The following is a 22,423-nucleotide window of genomic DNA, read 5'->3' on the forward strand; positions in this document are numbered from 1 at the left end:
GGGTCTGTCGGTGGTCGCTCCTAGGGTGTCGACCATGCGGATGCTCCACACCTCGGACTGGCACCTGGGCCGTTCCTTCCACCAGGTCGGGCTGCTGCCTGCCCAGGAGCAGTTCCTCGACCACCTTGTGGAGGTGGTGCGCTCGGAGGGCGTCGACGTCGTGGCGATCGCGGGCGACGTCTACGACCGGGCGCTGCCGGCCCCGCAGACCGTGTCGCTGCTCTCGGAGGCCCTGCGCCGCATCACCGACGCGGGGGCCCAGGTGGTGCTGGCGAGCGGCAACCACGACTCCGCGGTGCGGCTCGGCTTCGGTGGCCCGCTGCTCGAGCGGGCGGGGGTCCACCTGCGCACGTCGGTCGCCGACCTGTCGCGGCCCATCACGATCGGCGCCACCCGCATCTATGCCCTGCCCTACCTCGAGCCGTCGGTGGTGGCGGACGAGCTCGACGGCGCCGAGCGGTCCCACCACGGGGTCATCGAGCGGGCGCTGGCTCGGGTGACGGCCGACGCCGAGCGGCACCAAGGGCCGGTGGTGGTGCTGGCGCACGCCTTCGTCACCGGAGGCGAGGCGAGCGACAGCGAGCGGGACATCAGCGTGGGCGGGGTGGGCGACGTGCCCCTCTCCCTGTTCCGCGAGGCCGACTACGTGGGCCTCGGGCACCTGCACGGCGCCCAGACGCTCGACGAGCGGGTGCGCTACTCCGGGTCCCCCGTCGCCATGAGCTTCTCCGAGGCTCGGCACACCAAGTCGTCGTGGCTGGTGGACCTCGGCGACGCGCGCTCCGGCGACGTCCGGACCGAGCGGATCGAGGCCCCCGTCCACACGCCTCTGGCGGTCCTGCGAGGCGACCTCGAGGACCTGCTGCGCGACCCGGCGCACCAGGCCGCCGAGTCCGCCTACTGCCAGGTCACGCTGACCGACGCGGTCCGTCCGCTCGATGCCATCGACAAGGTCCGCCGACGTTTCCCCCACACCTTGTCCCTGCAGCTCGACCCCCAGGGGATCGAGCCGTCGCAGAGCCGGTCGTATGCCGCCCGCATCCGCGTCGCGTCCGACCCCGAGCTGGTGGACGGCTTCCTGGAGCACGTCCGCGGCGGGGCGACCCCCAGTGCCGAGGAGCACGCCGTGGTCGTCGAGGCTCTCGAGGCCGTCCGCGTCGCCTCCAGCGGGGAGGGATCGACGTGAAGCTGCACCACCTGCGGGTCACCGCCTTCGGCCCCTTCGCCGGCACGGTCGAGGTCGACCTCGACGAGCTCGGCGCGGCCGGGCTGTTCCTCATCAACGGCCCGACCGGCGCAGGCAAGACCAGCCTGCTCGACGCCGTGTGCTTCGCCCTCTACGGCGACGTCCCGGGCGCCCGGCAGAAGGGGTCCCTGCGCTCGGACCATGCGGCTGCCGAGGCGGTCCCCGAGGTCGAGCTCGAGTGGTCGGTGGGCTCCCGGCGGTTCCGGACCACCCGCTCCCCGGAGTACGAACGCCCCAAGAAGCGCGGCACCGGAACGACGAGGCAGCAGCACAAGGTCGTCATGGTCGAGCGCGTCGAGGGCAGCTGGATCGACCGTGGGTCCGGTCGCGCCGACGAGGTCGGCGGGATCGTCCGCGAGGTGGTGGGCCTGGGCCTCGAGCAGTTCGCCACGGTCGTCCTGCTCCCCCAGGGCGAGTTCGCCCGCTTCCTGCGGGCCTCGACGGACGAGCGTGCCGCGATCCTGCAGCGACTGTTCGACACCACGCGGTTCGAGCAGGTGCAGCGTTGGCTGGAGGCCCGGCGCCGCGAGGTGGAGGCCGAGGTCAAGGAGGCGCGTGCGCGTCTCACGAGCACGCTCACCCGCGTCAACGACGCCGCGGGCCAGGCGCTGGCCGTTGCACCAGCGCCCGCATCGAGCAACGCCGTCCACGACCCCACCCAGCCCGAGAAGTCACCCCACGACGACCGGCGGCAGCCCGTGGGCGCGGACCTCGCGCACGGGCAGGCGACGAGCCCGACGCCCGAGGCGACGGATGCCGTGGAGGACCTGCTCGTGGACACCACGGCGTCCGACGCTGACGCCATCAGGCAGGCACTCACGACGCTCCGCGCCCGGGTCGAGAGCGTGGTCGCCGCGCTCGGCGCTGCGGCCGCCGACGCGGACGCGGCCCGCCGAGGCGCCGCGAGCGCCGACGAGACCGGGCGCCGGGTGCACGCCCTGCGCGCCAAGGCGGCGACGGCCACAGCCACGCTCGCCGGCCTCGAGGCGCAGGCCGACGACATCCGGTCGGTGCGGGCGCAGGTTGGTCGCGCGGCGGCGGCGGCCGAGCTCATCGCCTACGTCACCACCGCCTCCCAGCGGTCTGCGGCCGCGGTCGAGGCGGCGGCCGCTCATGGTCAGGCGGTCGAGGCCCTCCCCGCGGGACTGGGCTCGGGCCTCGGCCTGCGGCCACGGGCTGCACCTGACGACGCGGGTCTCGACGTACAGCCGGGAGGCGCCGAACAGCCCGACGAGCCCGAACAGCCCGACCAGCCCGACGAGCCCGACCAGCTCGACGAGCTCGACGAGCAGGTGCTGCGGGACGTCACCCGCCGCGTCGACGCTGCGGCGGACCTCGCCACCCGCATCGCGGTCCAGGTGTCCCACGCGGACAGCGCTCGGGAGGAGGCCGAGACCAGCGCGGCAGCCGTCACCGGGCACGCCGCCGCGGTGGCGGAGTCACGGACGCGCCTGGAGCGCGCCCAGGGCACCCGGACCGAGCAGGCCGAGGCCATGGCTGCGCTGACCGCGACGGCAGAGGGAGCGGAGTCGGCCCGGCTCAAGGTCGAGCGGCTTCGAGACGCGGCGGCGCGCATCAAGACGCTGACCGCGGACGAGGGACGGGTTGACGCGCACGCGCGCGCTGCCGCGTCCGCTGCGGCGGAGCGCAGTGCCCGGCAGGAGGACGCCGCCCGGCTCCACCGCCGACGCGCCGACGGCCTGGCGGCCGAGCTGGCGCTCGGCCTCGAGACGGACGAGCCCTGCCCGGTGTGCGGGGCGACCGAGCATCCGGACCCTGCCACGGGCGAGGCCGGCGACCTGGTCACGTCCGAGGACGTGGAGGCCGCCGAGGCGGTCCTCGCCCAGGCCCGGTCCGCGGAGGTCGAGGCGGTGTCCGCGCTCGAGTCCGCTCGCGCCACCCGGGCCGCGCACGCCGACGAGCTGCGCGACCGGCTCGCCACGCTCGACGACCTGCCGGCGGAGGAGGTCGCGCCGGCCCTGGCCACGGCCCAGGCGCATCACACCGCGGCGCAGCGGGCCGCTGCCGCTCTGGTCAAGGCTGAGGCGCGCCTGCACGAGGCGGACCTCGACATCGAGCGCCGGCGGACCGCGCTCGGCGCCGCTTCCGAGCAGCTGGCGGCGGCCCGCTCACGCGTCGAGCTGGCCCGCAGCCGCAGCGAGGCCGAGCGCGCCGAGGCCTGGAGGCTGCTCGACGAGCTCGGTGAGGAGGAGACCCTGCAGCTCGTGCTCCCCCCGGCCGACTCCCCGCAGCGGTCCTCGGTCCCGCGTGCGTCACTGGTCCGTGAGCTCCTCACGAGCGTTCGCTCTGCGGTCGAGTCACTGGGAGTGCTGCACGAGACCCGCTCCGCCCACGCACGGGCTCGACGCGACCTGCTCCGAGCCGAGGAGACCCTGGCCGAGAGCCTGCAGGGCTCAGACTTCGAGGACGCGCAGGAGGTGCGAGCGGCCGCGCTGCCCACCGAGCAGCGGCGCCGGCTCGAGACCACCCTGGCGCGCCACGACCAGGCCCTCCTGCAGGCACGCGCCGTCCTCGACGACCCCGAGGTGGCCGACGCGATGGCCACCGACACCCCTGACCTGGAGGCCCTGGCGATCAGGGTGGAGCGCGCCAGGGCGGCTGCGCGCGAAGCGACCGGCTCCGCGCGGGTCGCGGAGGACGCCGGCGCGCTCCTCGCCCGGCACACCGCCGAGGTGCTCGGCCTCCTCGAGTCGCTGGCTCCTGCCGTGCGTCGTGCCGACACCATCCGTGAGGTCGCGGACACGGTGGCCGGGACCGGTGCCAACAACCTGCGCCGGATGAGCCTGCCCACCTACGTGCTGGCGGCCCGTCTCGAGGAGGTCGTCGTGCTGGCCAACGAGCGGCTCGCCGTGATGACCGACGGCCGCTACGAGCTGCGCCACTCCGACCGGCTGGCGGCGCGCGGTGCTCGCAGCGGGCTGGGTCTGGAGGTCGTCGACGCCTGGAGCGGCAAGGCACGCGACACGACGACGCTGTCCGGCGGTGAGACCTTCATGGCTTCCCTGGCGCTCGCGCTCGGGCTGGGCGACGCAGTACGGGCCGAGGCCGGCGGTGTCGACCTGGACACACTGTTCGTCGACGAGGGGTTCGGCACGCTCGACGAGGCGGCTCTGGAGCACGTGATGGAGGTCCTCGACGGCCTCCGAGCAGGCGGTCGCAGCGTCGGCATCATCAGCCACGTCGCCGAGCTCAGGCAGCGAATTCCAGCCCAGGTCAGGCTGATCCGGACCCAGAACGGCTCCTCCCTCGAGGTCCGCGCCCTGCCGGAGGCCGTGTGACTCGCCTCGTGTGCCCCTGGGATCACGCCTTCCGCCGCGGCGAGACCCGACGTCAGACGGGCCATCGGTGGAACAGAGCCCTCACCCACGGAGCCTGACCTCGATCCACGGATGACGGCCGAGGTCGTCCGACGACAGGTCCCCCACCGCGACGTAGGCAGGGTCCGGCAGGAACCGCACGCTCGTCCCCGTCCCCTCACCGGGGGACGGCGTGACGTCCTCCAAGATCGTCGTCGGCACACCGTGCTCGTAGCGCTGCGACCAGGCGCCCTCCTCCCGGCGGTTGGTGTGCACGAGCCAGCGCGAGACGGCGGCTACGGACGACATCCCCGCCCTCGGTCGACCGTCCGCGAACCGTGGCGCGGACCCGGGATCGGCGAAGCGCACATCCTGCGTCGCCATCACGGGCTTGCGCACGATCCTCCCGGCGTCGTCGCGGCGGGTGTCCGTCCCCCGTCCGTCGTCACGGATCTCCACGGACCCGTCCGGGTGCAGCGTGACGACAGCCAGTCCCTGGCGAACCAGCTCCTCGGCCTCGTCGTTCGCGTAGGCCAGCACCTCCAGCACCAGGTGGCGCAGGCTGACGCCCCCGAGCGCCCGTGCACGGGAACGCAGCTCGGCGAGATGCCCGTGGTCGACCGAGGTGCCCCAGTCGTGCGTCGTCGTCCGCCAGTCATGGACCGGACGACCGAACCTCGCCGTGAGGTGCCAGACCTGCTTGAGGCTCTGCGGATGGTGCAGTCCCGTGCGCGCGGCCTCCCCGATGATGGCGGCATCGAGCAGCCCGTCCCGCGCTACCGCCACCACCACCTCGTACGCGCCAGGGTCGCGGTAGTGCCGACGCCGCCCGAGCTCCTCGACCATCAGCACCCGGCCCTCGTGCCACTCGACCGGCACCCCCAGCGCGCCGGCTGCTTCCTCGGCCTCGGTTCCCCGGTATGACGGATCCAGCACCACCGCCTCGACGTCGTCCGGGATCGCGACGACGCCGTGGACGTGGGCCTCCACGTAGTCGTCCAGCAAGCCGCCCTGCTCGGCCTCCTCCCGCTCCGAGGTGCACGCCGCCGCAGCGAGGTCGAAAGCGTCCGACAGACGCAGCAGGTCGAAGCGACGGGCCGTCCCGAAGTCCGCCGGTTCGCGGAACGAGTCCGGGAAGCAGAAGGTCGTCCGGTCCAGGACAGGCTCGGCCAGGCGCAGGTGGGACGACCCGAAGCGCACCGCTCCCCCGACCCCGCGGCGACGGTGGTTCAGCGCGCCGTACCGAGGCCGCTCCGAGAAGGGCGCGTCGTCATACGCACCCCCGAACATCCTTGTCTCCCAACGGAACCGATCACCACCAGGATGTGCGGTGAGGCCGCCGTTGCTGGTGCCCGTCTCGAACTGGCTTCGATAGATGCCGTCACGAGCGAGGCGGTCCATGACCGTGTCGCCGCGGGGTCCCCGGTCCGGGTGGAAGTTCACGGTGACGCGCAGCGAGCGGTCCAGAGCCCCACCTCTGCTCAGGCCGTCCACGTGCGCCACCGCGGACCGCGCCCAGCGGCTTGCCTCCGTCACCGCCTTCGCTCCGCGTGGGCACCGCGCTCGTGGGACGTCATACGACGACCCTAGCCAGCCCGCTCACCCGGCGTCACCGGCGTCACCGGGGCAGCCGGTTCCTGGGCGCGGGCCTGCAGCCAGGCCTTGACCTGCGCGACGTACTCGTCGAACTGCGACGCGGCCTGGGGAACGGCCCTCGCCACCAGGTCCAGGTCGACCTGCACGTACTCGTGGATGACGATGTCGCGCAGGCCGACGCTGGGGCCGAGACGTCTCGCCAGCTCGTCAGTGATCAGTCCAGCGCGCGCAGCCTGGCGGAAGGACGAGCGGTAATCCGTGGGCTCAGCGATCCCCGCGACGGCCACGACGTGCGAGTTGACGTCGCTGGCCAGGTCGACCAGCTGAGACAGAGCGCGCTCCACGGCCAGGCGCAGCACGAGGTCGTCCCGCAGCTGCGCCCCGCTGACCTCCCCCTGGCGGGCCAGCAGGTCCACCAGCTCACGGATGGCGGTCAGCCGTCGTACGACCACCTGGTCGTCGAGGTCGCGAGGGGGCATCAGAGCCGCTCCAGGGCGCGATCGCGCATCCACTGCGTGTCCCGATAGGCGCCGACGGCCGCCAGGTGCTGCTCGGCGTAGAGGTGTGGCTCCGCCTCGTGCAGCAGCTCCCCCCGCTGGAGGGCGGCCAGCCGCGCGACCGGGTCGGCTCGGCCCAGGTCCATCAGGTCCAGGTGGTCGCCCGGCACGAGCTCGTGGAACCGGTTGACCAGGGTGAGCTCGTCCGACGCCGGCTCACCGAGCACGGCGTAGGCCAGGTCGACGTCGCGGGCCCGGTCAGGGCGCGTCAGCACGGATCCATGGACCACGAGGAGCGCCACCCCGATCTCCAGGCAGGCGCTCGCCAGGCTGCCGTCGTCGGCGACGCGTCGCAGCCGGGCGAGGCTGTCCTGGACCGTGATCACGATCCCCACGATAGCCGGGAGCGTGCCTGGGTTGCCGAGGCAATGTGCTTGTCACGCGCGTCCGTCGCCACGCACAGTGGGCTCGTGTCCGCCCCCGACTTCACCCGCAAGCCCGTCCTGGACGGTCGACTCGTGCGGTTCGTCCCCACGACCCGCGACAGCGTCGATCACCTGTGGCCCCTGCTCGCCGACCCCGAGGTCGGTCGGCTCACCGGGTCCGTCCACTCAGGCGCCCCCGACCAGCCACACCGGTTCACCCGGGACCGGCTCGAGGACATCTATGACGCCTGGTCGACGGCCGACGACCGCACGGTATGGGTGATCGAGGAGCGTGAGACGGGACGCGTCGTGGGCGAGTCGGTGCTCAACGACGTCGACGTCGAGAACCTGTCGTGCGGCTTCCGGATCTGGATCTCCGGTGCGACCGGCCGGGGCCTGGGGACCGAGGCCACGTGGCTGACGGTGCGCCACGCCTTCGAGGAGCAGCACCTGCACCGGGTCGCCCTCGAGGTCTACGCGTTCAACCCGCGCGCCCGTCACGTCTACGACACGGTGGGGTTCCGGCACGAGGCACCCTGCGTGACGCCCTCCGGTTCGACGACGGCTGGGTCGACGCCCACGTCATGGCCATGACCGCAGCTGACTGGGCGTCCCTCGGCGACGGGCCGGGACAGGCTCGGTGAGCACGACGGGCGGTACCTGCGGGTAGCACGAGGTGGCCCCCGGAGGGGTCTAGCGTGGCTAGATGACGGCACCCGCGCCGCCCGCACCCGAGGTCTACCGAAAGTGGGTCCCTCCATGACCGCAGCCCCGTCCCTGACCACCCAGGCCGATGCCGGGACGCTGGCGCCTGGCCGTCACCGCCCGCGGCCGGTGATCATCCAGGGCGGCATGGGCGTGGCGGTGTCCGGCTGGCGGCTGGCTCGCACGATCTCCACCAACGGTCACCTGGGTGTGGTCTCCGGAACGGCTCTGGACGCGGTCCTGGCGCGGGTCCTGCAGCACGGTGACCCGGGCGGGCACTACCGACGGGCGCTGGCGCACTTCCCCAACCTCCCCGTCGCCCAGCGCGTGCTCGACACCTACTTCATCGATGGTGGGCGACCCGACGACGCCCCCTATCGCCCGGTCCCCAAGCTGACGCTGTCGACCAGCCGCGAGGGGCAGGAGCTCGCCGTCGTCGCCAACTTCGCGGAGGTCTGGCTGGCCAAGGAGGGCCACGACGGGGTCGTGGGCGTCAACCTGCTGGAGAAGATCCAGATGGCCACGCCGACCGCGGTGCTCGGAGCGATGCTCGCGGGGGTGGACTACGTCCTCATGGGTGCCGGCATCCCCCGCGAGATCCCGGCGCTGCTGCGCGCGCTCGCTGCCGGGCAGGTCGGCCGGATCACCGCCGACGTCGTCGGGGCCAGCACCACGCGGTCGATCGAGGTCGATCCGGTGGACCTGGTCGGACCCGAGATGCCCACCCTCACCCGACCCGACTTCCTCGCCATCATCTCGATCAACCAGCTCGCGTCCTACCTGCACCGTGACCCCGAGATCCGCCCCGACGGCTTCGTCGTCGAGCGGCCCCCTGCCGGAGGCCACTCCGCCCCTCCCCGGGGCAGGCTGCAGCTCGACGAGTCGGGCGACCCGGTGTACGGCCCCCGTGACGAGGCCGACCTCGCCAAGCTGACCCAGCTCGGGCTGCCCTTCTGGATGGCCGGCGCAGCAGCGACCCCGGCGCACCTCGCCACGGCGATCCGGTCCGGAGCGGTGGGCGTCCAGGTGGGGACGCTGTTCGCGCTCAGCCTGGACTCCGGCCTCAGCGACGACAATCGCAACCAGCTGCTGGCGCGCCTGCGCGATGGCGACCTGACCGTGCGCAACGACCCGCGTGCCAGCCCCACCGGGTTCCCGTTCAAGGTGGCGGTGCTCCCCGGCACGGCCAGCGATCCCGACGTCTATGCCGCTCGCCCGCGCCTGTGCGACCTGTCCTACCTGCGCCAGCCCTACGAGCGATCGGACGGCAAGGTCGGATACCGGTGCCCGGCGGAGCCGGTGCACATGCACCTGCGCAAGGGCGGCAGCCTGGAGGACACCGTCGGACGGCAGTGCCTGTGCAACGGGCTGATGGCCGACATCGGCCTGGGGCAGCACCGCACCGACGGGTATGCCGAGCGGCCGCTCGTCACCCTCGGCCAGGACCTCACCGGGGCCGTCGAGCTCATCGCGCGTCACCCGCGGGGATGGACCGCGCGCCAGGCGCTGGCCTATCTCCAGGAGTCGGTGGCCTAGGTCGACGTCGAGCACCCACAGGCATCTGCCGGTGGAGATCCCACCGAGTCTCGCCGCGGCCAGGGGGCTGACTCAGGCGAGCGTCTGCGTGATGCACGCGGTGTCCGGCCCCTGCTCCACCCTGGCGAGGGCGCCGTTGACGAGCGACAGGTAGGGGGCCCAGTGTCCGCACTCGACGTCCGCGACGATGGGGATCCCGAGCATCCCCAGGGCGTCGACCACCGCCTCGTGCTGCGTGAGGGTCTCCCCCGGTGGCGCATAGGTGCGTCCGACCAGGATGGCGCGGGCGTGATCGAACGCCCCGTTGAGCCGCATCCCGTGCAGGTTGCGGCAGATCGCCGGGGCGTCGTCTCCGGCCGCCTCCACGTAGACGAGGAGGCCGTCTCCCAGCTCCGCCAGCCGGCTGGTGTCGAGATATCTGGTGCCGGCCAGGTTGGCCAGCGTCTCGATGCAGCCCCCCACGAGCCGACCGGTGACGTCGACCTCCCCGCCCAGAGAGTCCAGCCGCGTCCAGGATCCGGGGACGTCGAGCAGGTACTCGTCGGCGCCCGGATGCTCGACGTAGTCGACGAATCCCCGTCGGTGCCGACCCGGCGGCGTCTGGACGACGGTGGCCCCCTGGCCGAGGGTGACGATGTCCAGCCACGACACGAGGCCCTCGGGAGTGCGGTAGGGGGTGTCCATGAGGTTGTTGCCGTGGATGGTCGCCCAACCCGCGACCAGCGTCAGCGGGGTGATGAGCGTGGCGATGTCGGAGAACCCCACGACCCATGTCGGCTCCGCCCGGCCGATCCTCTCCCAGTCCAGCAGGTCGATCAGGTCGATCGCCGTCTCACCGCCCCATGGCGGCACCACGGCCCGGATCGACGGGTCCAGCAGCATGCCTTGCAGCTCGGCAGCCCGTTGGGCGGCGGGCGCGCTGATGTGGCCCGAGCCGTCCATGCAGTCACCGACGACGACCTGGTAGCCCCGGTCACGCACCGTCGCCAGGGCGACGTCGAGACGCGCCTGCAGCGGCCCCGACGCCCCTGACGAAGGGCTGGTCACCCCGACGGTGTCGCCGGGTCGCAGCGGGGCGGGGAATCGCAGGTTCATCGGTCTCCTCGAGCACGGGGGTCGGATGGTCAGGCGGGCCGGGCGCTCGCGTGGCTGGCGCTGCGGTCGAGGTCAGGCCCGCCACTCGCGGGCGAGCAGGCCGTATGCCGCGCCGTCCACCCAGCCGTGGTCGGGATGCCACGAGTCGCGGACACCGTACTGCTCCAGGCGCATCCCGAGCCCGGACAGCAACCGGGCCGACGCCACGTTGTCGGCATACAGGCCGGCGGTCACCCGACGCACCCCGAGCTCGCGGAAGCAGCGGTCCAGGCCGGCAGCGGCGATCTCCCGCCCGTAGCCCTCTCCGTGGAAGGCCGGGTCCAGCACGTAGCCGAGCTCCGCCTCGCAGCCCTGCACGGGTCCGCCCGGCTGGCCGCTGCCGTCCCGCACCGCGATCGAGCAGGTGCCGACCACCCGGTCCCCGAGGCGGGCGACGAACGACCGGTCGCGCTCCCCCGGCTCGAGCCACGCCCGTCGAAGAGCCTCCGGCTCCACCCGTGCTCGCAGCATCCAGCGCCCCACGTCGGGACGGTTCCGGTAGCGCAGCATCTGCTCGACGTCGTCCGGTGCGGCGTCGCCCAGGGACAACCTGGCCGTATGCCGCTCGCCCGTCTCCCACGCGACGGCCGGTCGCAGGGCTCGTCGGGGCTGCACGGCCGCCGACGCGTCACGGATCTCACGAAGGCCACGCACCTCACCCCGCCACTCCTCCGCGAGGATCGCGTAGCCGTAGCCGTCGACCCACCCGTGCTCGGCGTGCCAGGAGTCCTCGACGCCGTGCTCCTCGCGCCGCATCCCGGCCTTCTCCAGGACGCGGGAGGAGGCGGGGTTGTCGCGGTTGCAGCAGGCCCTGACGCGCCGCAGCCCCAGGTCGTCGACGGCCGCCGCCACCAGGCCGCGCGCGAGGTCGGTCGCCACCCCCTGACCGGCCCGGTGCGGGTCGACGATGTAGCCGATCAGCGCCTCGACGCCGCGCGGTGTGGCCTCGTGCAGGCCGTCGTCCACGATCTCCAGGAAGCCCATGGCCACCACGACACCGTCGCGCTCGGCCACGCACGAGTGGTCGGTGTCGCTACCGGGCGCCGCGGCCCACCAGCGCCGGAACTCCTTGGGATCCACGGAGGTCCGCATCATCCAGCGGTTGACCTCGGGGTCGTTGCGGTAGGTCAGCAGCTGCTCGACGTCACCGGGCGTCGCGTCCCGCAGGACGAGGGAGCCGCTGCGGCGCGGCCAGGGAGAGGGCATGCGACCCACGCTAACGAGCGAGGATCCGCCCGTCGTCCAGGTTTCGCGAGGAGTGGCTTCGCGGGGAGCGACTCAGCCCCAGCTCTTGGCCTCGGTCAAGCAGAACAGGTGCCCGGCCGGGTCGCGCAGCACCCGCCAGGTCCCCTCCTCGTGATCGGCCGGCTGCTCGTCCGGCACGGTCGCACCCAGCTCGACGCAGCGCCGCTCGGCGGCCGCGATGTCCTCCACCGCCAGGTCGAGGTGGAACTGCTTGGCTCCTGCTGTGTCCGGCCAGGCGGGGGGCTGCCACCCCTCGACCTTCCCGAAGCCCAAAGCGTGCGACGGACCCGTCAGCATGGCGTAGCTCTCGTCGCCGTACGCCTTGTCCCACCCGAGCACCGCGGCCCAGAAGTCGGCGACCGGACCGGGGTCGGCGCAGTCGAGGGTCACCATGGCGAGGCGCGCCATGGGTGTCGTCGGGGAGGGGCTGGTCGAGTCGTTGGTCGTCATGCCCCCACGCTCCTACGATCGAGCGGTGCCGGCTTGGACGAACCCGTCAGCACCCCCACCCCCGCCGGGCGTGGTGCTGCACCCCCGCGCCCAGGACCGGGTGGCTCCCCCGCGGAGCATCGCGCCCGGCCACGAGCTCGCGCCCCTCGTCGAGCGCCACTGGCTGCTCTCCTGGGACCTGCCTGCTCAGCAGCGTTTCCCCGGCTCGCTCGTCCCCCAGCTCTCGCACAACCTCACCCACGAGGTGGGCTCGGGTCGTCCCGGGATCCCGTATGACGCCGTCGTGGTCACCGGCGTCCCGACGCGGCGGTTCGACGCCGACCTCGCCGGGCGCGGCTACGTGCTGGGCACGAAGTTCCACCCCGGAGCCCTCGCTGCCGTCAGCGACGTCCCCGCGCGCGCCCTCACCGACCGCACCGTCCTCGCCGACGAGGTGCTGCCGCGCGCGGTCGTGGACGCGTATGCCGCCGCCGACGATCCGGGTGACCCCGAGGCCTTCCGGCATACGGTCGAGCAGGCCCTGGTGAGCCTCCTGGACCGCGTCGACCCGGCCTGGGTCGAGGTCCACGAGGCCGTCCTCCGCATCGCGGCGGACCCCTGGCTGACCACCGTCGCACGTCTGGTCGCCGAGACCGGGAGCGGCGAGCGCACCCTCCAGCGGCAGTTCGCGCGGTACGTCGGCGTCGCCCCCAAGCGGGTCATCACGCGCTACCGCCTGCACGACGCGGTGGCCGCCCTGGACGCGAGCACCGACGAGTCCCTGGCCGACCTGGCCGCCCGGCTCGGGTTCTTCGACCAGGCCCATCTGGCACGGGAGTTCACGCGCTTCGTGGGGATCGCGCCCAGCGCCTACCGCGCCGGACGTCCCATCCGTGACTGACCGGACCGACCGGACCGACCGGACCGACCGGACCGAACGGACTCACCGCCGGTAGTCACACCTACCGGCCCTGGCCTCCCAGGCCGATGCGACTACCGGCGGCGGGTTCGTGCGCTACGCGTCAGTCGTTGTCGGCGAACGCCTCGGGGGGCGGGCACGTGCAGATCAGGTTCCGGTCGCCGTACGCGCCGTCGATCCGCCGCACCGACGGCCAGTACTTCGACCGCGGGTCCACGCCGGCCGGGAACGCCGCCGTGCGGCGGTCGAACCCGTAGTCCCAGTCCCCCGCCAGCGACTCCGCGGTGTAGGGCGCGTGCCGGAGCACCGACGCGTCCGCCGCCACCTCGCCCGACCCGACCTGGTCGATCTCGGTCTTGATCGCGATCATGGCGTCGCAGAACCGGTCCAGCTCCACGAGGTCCTCGGACTCCGTCGGCTCGACCATCAGCGTCCCGGCGACCGGGAACGACATCGTGGGCGCGTGGAAGCCGTAGTCGATGAGCCGCTTGGCGACGTCGTCCACCGTGACGCCCGTGTCGTGGGTGATGCCCCGCAGGTCCAGGATGCACTCGTGCGCCACGAGCCCGTCCTGGCTGTAGAGCACCGGGTAGTGGTCGCGCAGCCGCGCCGCCACGTAGTTGGCGTTGAGCACGGCCGCGAGCGTCGCGCGGCGCAGCCCCTCGCCGCCCATGAGCCGGATGTACGCCCACGAGATCGGCAGGATCGACGCCGAGCCGTACGGCGCGGACGCCGCAGGTCCGGTCGCCGTGTCCGGCCCGGCCTCGGGGGCGAGCGTGTGGTTGGGCAGGTATGGCGCCAGGTGGGACCGCACGCCGATGGGGCCGACGCCCGGGCCGCCGCCACCGTGGGGGATGCAGAAGGTCTTGTGCAGGTTGAGGTGCGAGACGTCCGCCCCGAACTTGCCGGGACGCGCCACGCCGACCAGGGCGTTCATGTTGGCGCCGTCGACGTAGACCTGGCCGCCGGCCTCGTGGACCAGCTCGCACAGCTCGACGATGGTGTCCTCGTAGACGCCGTGGGTCGAGGGGTAGGTCACCATGATCGCGGCGAGCACCTCGCAGTGCTCCTTGACCTTGCCGCGCAGGTCCTCCATGTCGACCGAGCCGCCGGCCGTGGACTTGACCACGACGACCTTGAAGCCCGCCATCACCGCGGACGCCGCGTTGGTGCCGTGGGCGCTGGACGGGATGAGGCAGACGTTGCGCTCCTCCTGACCGTTGGCGCGGTGGTAGGCGCGGATCGCCATGAGGCCGGCCAGCTCGCCGGAGGCGCCGGAGTTGGGCTGCATCGACACGGCGTCGTAGCCGGTGATCTCGACCAGCCACTGCTGCAGGTCCGAGACGATCTGGCGCGAGCCCGCCGACTGGTCGGTCGGCACGAAGGGGTGCAGGGACGAGAACTCGGGCCAGGTGATGGGCTCGAGCTCGGTGGTGGCGTTGAGCTTCATCGTGCACGAGCCCAGCGGGATCATGCCGCGGTCGAGCGCGTAGTCCTGGTCGGCGAGGCGGCGCAGGTAGCGCATCATCGCCGTCTCGGAGTGGTGCGCGCTGAAGACGGGGTGCGTGAGGTACTCGCTCGTGCGGGTCAGCGCCTCGGGCCAGGACGGGGCCAGGTCGCCGGGCACCGCACCCGAGAAGCTCGCGCCGAAGGACTCGACGACCGCCGCGACCTGCGCCCGGTCCGTCGTCTCGTCGAAGGACAGCTGCACCGTGTCGGCGTCCACGCGCCACAGGTTGAGGTCGCGCTCGAGCGCGGCCGCCATGACGGCGTCGGCGCGGCCGGGCACCGAGACCGTGAGGGTGTCGAAGTGGCGCTGGGTGCGCACGTCGACGGACGCGGCGACGAGGGCCTGGCGCGCGGCGGCGGTGTGCCGCTGGACGCGCTCGGCGATGCGCCGCAGCCCCTCGGGACCGTGCCAGACGGCATACATGCTGGCCATGACGGCCAGCAGCACCTGGGCGGTGCAGATGTTGGAGGTGGCCTTCTCCCGCCTGATGTGCTGCTCTCGCGTCTGCAGGGCGAGCCGGTATGCCGGAGCGCCCACCTCGTCGACGGACACCCCCACGAGGCGGCCGGGCATGGACCGCTCGAGGCCCTTGCGGACCGACATGAAGCCGGCGTGGGGACCACCGAAGCCCATCGGGACCCCGAACCGCTGGCTGTTGCCCACCGCGATGTCGGCGCCCCACTCGCCGGGCGGCGTCAGCAGGGTCAGGGCGAGCAGGTCGGTGGCGGCGGTCACGAGGGCCTTGGCCTCGTGGGCGGCCTCGGCCAGCGCGCGCCAGTCGCGCACCTCGCCGTCGGCCCCGGGGTACTGCACGAGGACGCCGAAGACGCCCTTGCCGCCGGAGGCCTCGACCAGCCCCTCGGCCGTGGTCACGGACGACAGGTCCAGCCGCTCCACCTGGATGCCGAGCGGCAGGGCGCGCGAGGCGATCACGGCGTAGGACTGCGGCAGCACTTGCTCGTCGACCAGCAGCACGGCGTCCTTGGCCGCCTTGCTGGACCGCCGCATCAGGGTCATGGCCTCCGCAGCCGCCGTGCCCTCGTCGAGCAGGGACGAGTTGGCGATGTCGAGCCCGGTCAGGTCGTTGACCATGGTCTGGAAGTTGAGCAGGGCCTCGAGCCGGCCCTGGCTGATCTCGGGCTGGTAGGGCGTGTAGGCGGTGTACCACGCGGGGTTCTCGAGCACGTTGCGCCGCACGACGGGCGGCGTCACGGTGCCGTAGTAGCCGAGGCCGATCAGCGAGGTCTTGACCTGGTTGCGGTCGGCGATCGCGCGCAGCTCGTCGGTGACGGCCTGCTCGGTGGGGGCTCCCTCGAGCGCGAGGGACGGGCCCCCGAGGATGGCGGCCGGTGCGGTGCGGGCGATGAGCTCCTCGACGCTGGGCTGGCCGATGACCTCCAGCATGCGCGTGACGTCGTCCTCGCGCGGGCCGATGTGGCGGGAGACGAACTCCGGCACGGTGGTGGTGCTGTCTGTGCTCACGGCAGGCTCCTCGTGGCAGGGGGGCGTAGGTCGGGCTCGCCGCTGCGGCGGGTCCGTCCCCTCCAGTCTGCGACGCCGGGGCGACGCATCCAGGGTGCCTGCCCACGCGGTCCGGGTGCCTGAGAGGTTCCGGGGTAGTTGCCCCTTCGGCGCCCCGCCGACGTCGACCTGCGGCACTTCGTCGCCTCGTCGCGACGGAGCATCATCGGCCTTCGCCGCGCAGGATCTCTCCCGCGTGAGGTGATCAGCGCTGCAAACCCTAGCAGCAGGGTGCCGCCCCGGCCGGCGCGACCCGGGTCGTCACGACCCTGGCGCGAGGGGTGGTCAGCCGGCGGAGCGGGTGCGGCGCCGGGCGGTGAGCTCGTCGCCCGGGAAGTCGGGCTGCTCCTCGTCCTCGAAGCGCTCGCTCGGCAGCGAGGACAGCTCGCCCTCGATCTCGCGCCACACGCGTCCGACCGCGATGCCGAAGACGCCCTGACCACCCTGGACGAGGTCGATGACCTCGTCGGCGGACGTGCACTCGTAGACGGAGGCGCCGTCGCTCATGAGGGTGATCTGCGCGAGGTCCTCGACGCCGCGCTCGCGCAGGGTCGAGATGGCCACGCGGATCTGCTGGAGGGACACGCCGGTGTCGAGCAGCCGCTTGACGACCTTGAGCACGAGGATGTCGCGGAAGCCGTAGAGCCGCTGCGTGCCCGATCCCGTCGCGCCGCGCACGGACGGCTCCACCAGGCCGGTGCGGGCCCAGTAGTCGAGCTGGCGGTAGGTGATGCCGGCGGCCTTGCAGGCGGTGGGTCCGCGGTAGCCGATGTCCTCGGACAGGTCGGGAAGGTCGTCGGTGAAGAGCAACCCCTGCGAGGCGGTCGGCACGACCGGGCGGTCGGTGTGCTCCGGTCCCACGGCCCCTCCCCCTTCGCGCTGCTCGTCTCGGCTGTCGGGCGTCGCGCGCAGTCGCGTGACGTGGTGCCGGGCTCGAGTTCGACGGTACGTCCCGGCCTGGGGGTCGTCAATCACATCAGCCCCCACCCGGCACGTGTGTCGGGCTGCGTCGGCGGCGGCGCGCCCAGGGGCTACCCGAACGGCCTACCGGGTCGCCCACCTTCTCTGCGACCCGGCTGACCGGCTGACCGGCTCGTCGGACCCCGGGGCGCGGGCCGGCCCAGACGTGGCACCTGGTCGTCAGGCCTCGTGAGGGCCCTCGTCCTGGCGTCCCTCGAAGTCCTCGGGCGTCACGTGGTCGAGGAACTCGCGGAAGCGCTCGACCTCGTCCTCGGCGGCCACCTCGCCGTCCTCGCCGGTCTCCCCGGAGATCGTCACGCCCGCCTCGTCGAGGATGGCCTCGGTGGTCACGAGGCCGGTGCCGGTGCGCAGCGCGATCGCGATGGCGTCCGACGCGCGGGAGTCCACCTCGATCGTGCCGTCGAAGACGAGCGTGGCCCGGAAGTAGCTGTCTTGCAGCGAGCTGATCCGGATCTCGGTGAGCCGGTGGCCGAGCGCGGGGATCAGGCTGGCGATCAGGTCGTGGGTGAGCGGCCGCGGCGGCTCGACCCCCTGCTGCGCGTAGGCGATCGCGGTGGCCTCGGCCGCTCCGACCCAGATGGGCAGGAAACGACTGCCGTCCGTCTCCTTGAGCAGCACGATCGGCTTGTTGGTCGGCATCTCGACCCGGACCCCGAGCACCTCTAGTGACCTCACCTCGCCACCGTACCTCGCGATCGGCGACCCGTCGCCGATGGCGCTCGTGGTGCTCAGTCCCCGAGACCGCCTCGGACCAGGGCGGCGTGCAGGGACAGGCAGGACCGCAGTATGTCGACCGCGGGGTCGTCGTCACGGCGTCGGGCCGCAGGCCCACGCACCTGCTCGACGAGGGCCAGCTCACGGTCGGCCGCCGTGCGGAACGGCCGCAGGTGCCGCGGCTCGATCCCGTGGGACGCGAGCTGGCCGGCCGCCCGGGCCACCGCCAGGTCGTCCTCGTCGAAGTGGCCGTGACGGTCGGGGCGCAACAGGCCGTAGGTCAGCAGCCCGGTGAGCGTGGCCTCGTCGATGCCGGCGGAGCGACGCACCTCGCGCTCGGTGAGCCGCAGCGAGGAGGCGGGAGCCGTGAGCAACGAGTCGACCGCGTCGGCGGCGACCGTCTCGGGGACGGTCGGGAGCGTGGACTCCCCCGGCCCCGACGGGGTGAGCCCGCGGTCGATGGCGTCCAGCGCGTCACGGATCACCTCGAGCGGCCAGAACCGGTCGCGCTGCGCGGTGAGGATGTAGCGCAGCCGCTCGACGTCCTCCTGGGAGAATACGCGATAGCCCGACGGGCGACGCTCCGGGGTGAGGAGCCCCTTGGACTCCAGGAACCTGACCTTGCTGATCGACAGGTCGGGGAAGTCGTCGACCAGCGCAGCGACGACGGCGCCGATCGTGAAGGTGCTGCGGGAGGAGGAGCCGTCGCTCACCGGCATCAGCTGGACGACGGGGCGTAGAACACGAGGCGGAACTTGCCGATCTGCACCTCGTCACCGGCCTGGAGGCGGCCGGCGTCCGTGCGCTCACGGTTGACATAGGTGCCGTTGAGCGACCCCACGTCCCGCACCTCGAAGGTGTCGCCCATCCGAACGAAGACTGCGTGCCGACGGGAGACGGTCACGTCGTCGAGGAAGATGTCGCTGTCGGGGTGACGACCGGCGCTGACCTCCTCGGCGTCGAGGAGGAAGCGGGCGCCGGTGTTGGGTCCACGCAGGACCACCAGCAGCGCCGTGCCGGGACGCAGCGCGTCGACGGTGGCCTGGTCGTGCGGCCCCTGCGTGCCGCCCCCGTCGGCGGTGAGGTCCGGCTCCTGACCGACGCCCTGGAACTGCTGCGTCGACGGGCCCTCGGGGAGAGGGCGACGGCCCTCCTGCTCAGGGTGGCTCATGATGCAGTCCCTCCTTGGCGATCAATCGGTGTCACCCGCGTGCCCGTCACGCGAACGTGCGGGTCACCGCGGGTGACACCGTATGAGAAATGTGTCCGAGGCACCAGCCTATCGGTCAGTCGAGCTGGGCCTTGTAGGCGCTCACGTCCATGAGACCGTCGAGCTGGCCGGGGTCGCTGACCTTGACCGTGAACATCCAGCCGCTGCCGTAGGGGTCGGAGTTGACCGACTCGGGGGTCCCGTCGAGCTCCTCGTTGACCTCGACGACCTCGCCGGACACCGGGGAGTACAGGTCGGAGACGGACTTGGTGGACTCCACCTCGCCGCACGAGTCGCCGGCGGAGACGGTGTCGCCCACGGCAGGGAGGCTGACGTAGACGACGTCGCCCAGCGCGTCCTGCGCGTAGGCGGTGACGCCGATCTTGGCGAGGTCGCCCTCGACGGCGACCCACTCGTGCTCGGCGGTGTAGCGAAGGTTCTCGGGGTAGGACAGCTCCGACATGGCGCTCCTTGTAGGTCGCGGATGACGTCCGGCTCGGACGGGCCTCCGTGGACGGGTGCTACGGAGCTGGTCCCGTCGTCGGGGCCGGCACGGGTTGAGCGTGACGTGGCTGCGCCGGCGTCGCCAGCGCGTCCACGGTGATGCTATCTGCCCGTGCCACGGCCGCGTCAGCGCCCTCCTGCCTCATGCTCTCGACGACGCCGCCCGGGATCCGCATGGCGGCATCCATGGTGGCCGGGTCGCCGATCGCCTTGACGACGTAGGGGGCGCTGAGCGGCTTGCCGTCGGCGCGCAGGGCGCCGTCCTGGGCACCGAACCACGTCGACGCGACGACCCGCACGTCACCGACCTGGATCGCCTCGGCGCCCGCGTCGCGCAGCTCCTGGACGACGTCCAGCAGCATGGGGGCCTTGACCTTGCCCTGCGGGTCGGTGATGCGGATCGTGACCCCGGGCCCCTTGGCCTTGGCGGTGCCCGCGAGGATGCCGAGCGTGTCGAGCCGCTCCCGGGCCGCGGTGACGGCGGCCTGTCCCTGCTGCGACCCGTTGACGAGCTCGTCCCGCTGGGCCTGCAGCTGACGCGCCTCGGCGTCGAGCCGGTCCGAGCGCGCGTTCTGGTCGTCGAGGATGCGCACGAGGTCGCTGGTGCGCAGGGACTCCAGACCGCGTCGTGACTGCGACTGCAGCTGGGTGGCGAGCGCGAACCCCAACAGCACCGCGAGGGCCGTGGCCATCGCGTTGGCCTTGGTGAGGCGGGGGCGGCCGACGCGGGCGAGCCGCCGCCACGCGGAGGGAGGGGTGGCGGTCGTGGGCGCGGTGGAGTCCGACGGAGAGGTGGAGGGCTGCGAAGCGGTGGAGGGCTGCGAAGCGGTGGAGGGCTGCGAAGCGGTGCGGGGCTCCGGCGTGGTGCCGTCGCCGTCGGGCGGGTCGGGGAGGCGCGTGCTCATGCGTGGAAGAGGTGTCGGCGGATCGACGCGACGTTGGAGAAGATGCGGACGCCGAGGACCACGACGACCCCGGTGGAGAGCTGGGCGCCGACGCCGAGCTGGTCACCGAGGAAGACGATGAGCGCCGCCACCACCACGTTGGACAGGAACGAGATGACGAAGACCTTGTCGTTGAAGATGCCGTCGAGGACGGCGCGCAGACCACCGAACACGGCGTCGAGCGCCGCGATGATCGCGATCGGGAGGTAGGGCTGGAGCCACACCGGCACCGAGGGGTCGAGGAAGACCCCGATCACGATGCCGATGAGCAGTCCGAGTGCGGGGATCACGGGTTGGCCTCCGTCGTGCTGGGCGTGGTGCTGGCTGGCTTCGTGCTGGTCGTCGTGCTGGCTGGTTTCGTGCTGGCGGGCTTCGCGCTGGTCGTCGTGCTGGTGGCTGGCTTCGCAATAGCAGCGGGTATGGCGGAGGCGGGCACCGGGGTCGCGTGGCGCAGCCGCACCCCGCTGTCGCCCTGCAGCACGAGCCGTTCCTGCGTCGCGACGTCGTGACGGATGCCGACCTCACGGCCGAGCGCGTCCAGCCAGCGGCCGCCCTCGGTGGCCTGGAACCGCGTGCGCAGCTGCTGCGGGTCCCCGATGGCATGGATCACGTAGGGCCGGGTCAGGGGACGGTAGTCGACCAGGATCGCCTCGCCGGCGAAGCGCACCGCCGAGGTCGACGTCAGCCGGTGCCCGTTGACGTCGACCGCCTCGGCGCCCGCCTCCCACAGCCCGTTGACGACGAGCTGCAGGTCGCTGGACTGCACCCGCCCCGGGTCCTGCTCGGACGTGCGGGGGTTGCCGTCGGCGGACGCCTCGGTGCTGGTGCGGGCGTCGTCGACGGTGACCGCCAGCCCCGGCCCCGTGACGGGGGTGGCCGCCGCTCCGAGCTCGGCCTGCCGCAGCCGGTCGGTCAGTCCCTGCTCGGCCTGGCCGGCCAGGACCTGCTCGCGGACGCGGGTCATCTCGGCCTCCCACGTCGCCATCTGCGCCTGGGTCCGGTCGGCCTCGGTCTGGCGGCGCTCGATCTGCGCCACGAGCGCGGACTTCTCGGCGGTGACGGCGGCCTTGGGCTGACGCAGGGCCATGCCGGCGCTCGCCACGAGCACCCCGATGAGCAGGAGATAGACGGTGGTGCGCCACGTGCGCCCGGACGGTGTCGGCGTGAGACCCGCCGCGACCCGGCGGTCGGCCTCGGCGGCATACCCGGGGTCCAGGGGACGGTGCATCATCTCCGTGAGCAGGGTCATGCTCTCGTCGGGACGACGCTGCCGTGGTGTGGGTGCTGACGGTGCCGGCCGTGCCCCTGGTGGCGTGCTCATGGTGCCTCCTCCCCCGACGGACGGCGCACGACCTGCTGCGCCTGGATGTAGTACATGATCGCCGACAGCCAGTACAACCCGGCACCCCACCAGGCGAAGGCCCACGCCACGGCCCGGACGACGGCCGCGGGGGTGCCCGGACCGTGCCCCAGCAGCATGAGCGGGAAGGCGGTGAGCAGGGCGAAGGTCGCGGCCTTGCCGATGAAGGACACCGGCAGCGTGCGCAGGCCGTGGCGTCGCAGGCGCACCATCTCGGTGACGCCCCACAGGTCGCGGGCGAGCAGCAGGGCCACGAACCACCACGGCACGACGCCGTGCACCATCAGGCCCAGCATCGTGGTGAGCACGAACAGCCGGTCCGCGACGGGGTCCAAGGTCTGCCCGAGCCGGCTGACGAGGTCGTAGCGGCGGGCCACCACGCCATCGACCCAGTCCGTCGCGGCCGAGACGGCCAGCACCCAGAACGCCTCGAGCTCGGCGTGCCGCACCAGCAGCAGCCAGAGGAAGACGGGGATCAGCACGAGCCGCAGGAGCGTGAGGGCGTTCGGCAGCGTGAGCACGCGCGTCGAGACGGCGGGCTCGGGTCCGCTCGGCATACCTGGGTCCCCCACGGGCTCCAGGCTAGGACCTCGGCAGACTCGGCCGGGCTGACGCGCCGACGCGTGGACG

Annotated in this window: 21 protein-coding genes and 1 riboswitch; of the genes, 5 read left to right on the forward strand and 16 right to left on the reverse strand. The window is 72.8% G+C overall.

The genetic code is table 11. From position 1 onward, the window contains the following. Nucleotides 1–34: 34 nt before the first annotated feature. Nucleotides 35–1,186 carry an exonuclease SbcCD subunit D gene (locus B4E97_RS08480; RefSeq protein ID WP_029210587.1) on the forward strand — a complete coding sequence of 384 codons (1,152 nt, stop codon included), beginning with the start codon at nucleotides 35–37 and terminating at the stop codon, nucleotides 1,184–1,186. Further along, a complete protein-coding gene (locus tag B4E97_RS08485) occupies nucleotides 1,183–4,545 on the forward strand; it encodes an AAA family ATPase (protein WP_286959496.1) in 3,363 nt (1,120 codons plus the stop codon). Before B4E97_RS08480 ends, B4E97_RS08485 begins: the two co-directional genes overlap by 4 nt. Before the next feature lie 81 nt (nucleotides 4,546–4,626). Here the strand turns inward: B4E97_RS08485 and B4E97_RS08490 are convergent, their stop codons facing one another. The 3 genes from B4E97_RS08490 to B4E97_RS08500 are packed head-to-tail and all read right to left on the reverse strand — an operon-like array spanning nucleotide 4,627 to nucleotide 7,042. Further along, on the reverse strand, nucleotides 4,627–6,099 hold the full coding sequence (locus tag B4E97_RS08490; protein ID WP_286959497.1) for a DUF3626 domain-containing protein: 1,473 nt from the start codon (nucleotides 6,097–6,099) through the stop codon (nucleotides 4,627–4,629). A gap of 50 nt (nucleotides 6,100–6,149) precedes the next feature. After that, entirely contained in the window at nucleotides 6,150–6,638 is a 489-nt protein-coding gene (gene hepT / locus B4E97_RS08495) for a type VII toxin-antitoxin system HepT family RNase toxin (protein WP_286959309.1), read from the reverse strand. Beyond that, nucleotides 6,638–7,042 (reverse strand): nucleotidyltransferase domain-containing protein, encoded by a 405-nt coding sequence (locus B4E97_RS08500; RefSeq protein WP_019285800.1) that lies wholly within the window; start codon nucleotides 7,040–7,042, stop codon nucleotides 6,638–6,640. Before B4E97_RS08500 ends, hepT begins: the two co-directional genes overlap by 1 nt. 84 nt (nucleotides 7,043–7,126) lie before the next feature. On the opposite strand from B4E97_RS08500, the gene B4E97_RS08505 reads away from it, so the two are divergent. Both B4E97_RS08505 and B4E97_RS08510 read left to right on the forward strand, forming a co-directional pair. After that, nucleotides 7,127–7,675 carry a GNAT family N-acetyltransferase gene (locus tag B4E97_RS08505; protein WP_286959499.1) on the forward strand — a complete coding sequence of 183 codons (549 nt, stop codon included), beginning with the start codon at nucleotides 7,127–7,129 and terminating at the stop codon, nucleotides 7,673–7,675. A gap of 165 nt (nucleotides 7,676–7,840) precedes the next feature. Further along, nucleotides 7,841–9,322, forward strand: coding sequence for a nitronate monooxygenase (locus tag B4E97_RS08510; RefSeq protein ID WP_349681173.1), 1,482 nt, complete (start codon nucleotides 7,841–7,843; stop codon nucleotides 9,320–9,322). A 72-nt stretch (nucleotides 9,323–9,394) separates the two neighbouring features. Here the strand turns inward: B4E97_RS08510 and B4E97_RS08515 are convergent, their stop codons facing one another. From B4E97_RS08515 to B4E97_RS08525, 3 genes are all read right to left on the reverse strand, one after another. After that, nucleotides 9,395–10,417, reverse strand: a complete 1,023-nt coding sequence (locus tag B4E97_RS08515) for a S66 family peptidase (RefSeq protein ID WP_286959500.1) — start codon at nucleotides 10,415–10,417, stop codon at nucleotides 9,395–9,397. Nucleotides 10,418–10,489: 72 nt separating this feature from the next. Next, a complete protein-coding gene (locus tag B4E97_RS08520) occupies nucleotides 10,490–11,662 on the reverse strand; it encodes a GNAT family N-acetyltransferase (RefSeq protein ID WP_286959501.1) in 1,173 nt (390 codons plus the stop codon). Nucleotides 11,663–11,734: 72 nt separating this feature from the next. Further along, nucleotides 11,735–12,151, reverse strand: a complete 417-nt coding sequence (locus B4E97_RS08525; RefSeq protein WP_286959502.1) for a VOC family protein — start codon at nucleotides 12,149–12,151, stop codon at nucleotides 11,735–11,737. A 25-nt stretch (nucleotides 12,152–12,176) separates the two neighbouring features. Between B4E97_RS08525 and B4E97_RS08530 the strand changes: the two genes are divergently transcribed. Continuing rightward, nucleotides 12,177–13,031, forward strand: coding sequence for an AraC family transcriptional regulator (locus B4E97_RS08530; RefSeq protein ID WP_286959503.1), 855 nt, complete (start codon nucleotides 12,177–12,179; stop codon nucleotides 13,029–13,031). A gap of 121 nt (nucleotides 13,032–13,152) precedes the next feature. Here B4E97_RS08530 and gcvP read toward each other — a convergent pair whose 3' ends face one another. The 10 genes from gcvP to B4E97_RS08580 form a co-directional block, all read right to left on the reverse strand. Further along, nucleotides 13,153–16,107 carry an aminomethyl-transferring glycine dehydrogenase gene (gene gcvP, locus B4E97_RS08535; RefSeq protein WP_414632789.1) on the reverse strand — a complete coding sequence of 985 codons (2,955 nt, stop codon included), beginning with the start codon at nucleotides 16,105–16,107 and terminating at the stop codon, nucleotides 13,153–13,155. A gap of 31 nt (nucleotides 16,108–16,138) precedes the next feature. Beyond that, a riboswitch (glycine riboswitch) is annotated at nucleotides 16,139–16,285 on the reverse strand. A gap of 80 nt (nucleotides 16,286–16,365) precedes the next feature. Further along, the gene (locus tag B4E97_RS08540) at nucleotides 16,366–16,941 is read right to left on the reverse strand and encodes a MerR family transcriptional regulator (protein WP_019285791.1); all 576 of its coding nucleotides are present in this window, start codon (nucleotides 16,939–16,941) and stop codon (nucleotides 16,366–16,368) included. A 279-nt stretch (nucleotides 16,942–17,220) separates the two neighbouring features. Continuing rightward, nucleotides 17,221–17,736, reverse strand: a complete 516-nt coding sequence (locus B4E97_RS08545) for a bifunctional nuclease family protein (RefSeq protein ID WP_037214111.1) — start codon at nucleotides 17,734–17,736, stop codon at nucleotides 17,221–17,223. Nucleotides 17,737–17,789: 53 nt separating this feature from the next. Further along, the gene (locus B4E97_RS08550) at nucleotides 17,790–18,494 is read right to left on the reverse strand and encodes a MerR family transcriptional regulator (RefSeq protein ID WP_019285789.1); all 705 of its coding nucleotides are present in this window, start codon (nucleotides 18,492–18,494) and stop codon (nucleotides 17,790–17,792) included. Beyond that, the gene (locus tag B4E97_RS08555; RefSeq protein WP_019285788.1) at nucleotides 18,494–18,946 is read right to left on the reverse strand and encodes an FHA domain-containing protein; all 453 of its coding nucleotides are present in this window, start codon (nucleotides 18,944–18,946) and stop codon (nucleotides 18,494–18,496) included. The genes B4E97_RS08550 and B4E97_RS08555 overlap by 1 nt, the downstream gene beginning before the upstream one ends. Nucleotides 18,947–19,061: 115 nt before the next feature. Then, nucleotides 19,062–19,448, reverse strand: a complete 387-nt coding sequence (gene gcvH, locus B4E97_RS08560) for a glycine cleavage system protein GcvH (protein ID WP_239262375.1) — start codon at nucleotides 19,446–19,448, stop codon at nucleotides 19,062–19,064. Nucleotides 19,449–19,506: 58 nt separating this feature from the next. Continuing rightward, the gene (locus B4E97_RS08565) at nucleotides 19,507–20,394 is read right to left on the reverse strand and encodes a DUF881 domain-containing protein (protein ID WP_286959222.1); all 888 of its coding nucleotides are present in this window, start codon (nucleotides 20,392–20,394) and stop codon (nucleotides 19,507–19,509) included. Beyond that, nucleotides 20,391–20,723 (reverse strand): small basic family protein, encoded by a 333-nt coding sequence (locus B4E97_RS08570; RefSeq protein ID WP_019285785.1) that lies wholly within the window; start codon nucleotides 20,721–20,723, stop codon nucleotides 20,391–20,393. Before B4E97_RS08570 ends, B4E97_RS08565 begins: the two co-directional genes overlap by 4 nt. Then, nucleotides 20,720–21,754, reverse strand: a complete 1,035-nt coding sequence (locus tag B4E97_RS08575; RefSeq protein WP_286959212.1) for a DUF881 domain-containing protein — start codon at nucleotides 21,752–21,754, stop codon at nucleotides 20,720–20,722. The genes B4E97_RS08570 and B4E97_RS08575 overlap by 4 nt, the downstream gene beginning before the upstream one ends. Next, entirely contained in the window at nucleotides 21,751–22,365 is a 615-nt protein-coding gene (locus B4E97_RS08580; protein WP_239262377.1) for a CDP-alcohol phosphatidyltransferase family protein, read from the reverse strand. The genes B4E97_RS08575 and B4E97_RS08580 overlap by 4 nt, the downstream gene beginning before the upstream one ends. Nucleotides 22,366–22,423: the final 58 nt, after the last annotated feature.

This window comes from Arsenicicoccus sp. UBA7492, assembly GCF_002479615.1.
Lineage (GTDB): Bacteria > Actinomycetota > Actinomycetes > Actinomycetales > Dermatophilaceae > Arsenicicoccus > Arsenicicoccus bolidensis.

Bases quoted from the DNA above. Each gene is read 5' to 3' on its own strand.
- B4E97_RS08480 (WP_029210587.1), top strand. From the start codon at position 35: ATGCGGATGCTCCACACCTCGGACTGGCACCTGGGCCGTTCCTTCCAC.
- hepT (WP_286959309.1), bottom strand. From the start codon at position 6,638: ATGCCCCCTCGCGACCTCGACGACCAGGTGGTCGTACGACGGCTGACC.
- B4E97_RS08510 (WP_349681173.1), top strand. From the start codon at position 7,841: ATGACCGCAGCCCCGTCCCTGACCACCCAGGCCGATGCCGGGACGCTG.
- B4E97_RS08515 (WP_286959500.1), bottom strand. From the start codon at position 10,417: ATGAACCTGCGATTCCCCGCCCCGCTGCGACCCGGCGACACCGTCGGG.
- B4E97_RS08520 (WP_286959501.1), bottom strand. From the start codon at position 11,662: ATGCCCTCTCCCTGGCCGCGCCGCAGCGGCTCCCTCGTCCTGCGGGAC.
- B4E97_RS08525 (WP_286959502.1), bottom strand. From the start codon at position 12,151: ATGACGACCAACGACTCGACCAGCCCCTCCCCGACGACACCCATGGCG.
- B4E97_RS08550 (WP_019285789.1), bottom strand. From the start codon at position 18,494: ATGCCGGTGAGCGACGGCTCCTCCTCCCGCAGCACCTTCACGATCGGC.
- B4E97_RS08555 (WP_019285788.1), bottom strand. From the start codon at position 18,946: ATGAGCCACCCTGAGCAGGAGGGCCGTCGCCCTCTCCCCGAGGGCCCG.
- gcvH (WP_239262375.1), bottom strand. From the start codon at position 19,448: ATGTCGGAGCTGTCCTACCCCGAGAACCTTCGCTACACCGCCGAGCAC.
- B4E97_RS08565 (WP_286959222.1), bottom strand. From the start codon at position 20,394: ATGAGCACGCGCCTCCCCGACCCGCCCGACGGCGACGGCACCACGCCG.
- B4E97_RS08575 (WP_286959212.1), bottom strand. From the start codon at position 21,754: ATGAGCACGCCACCAGGGGCACGGCCGGCACCGTCAGCACCCACACCA.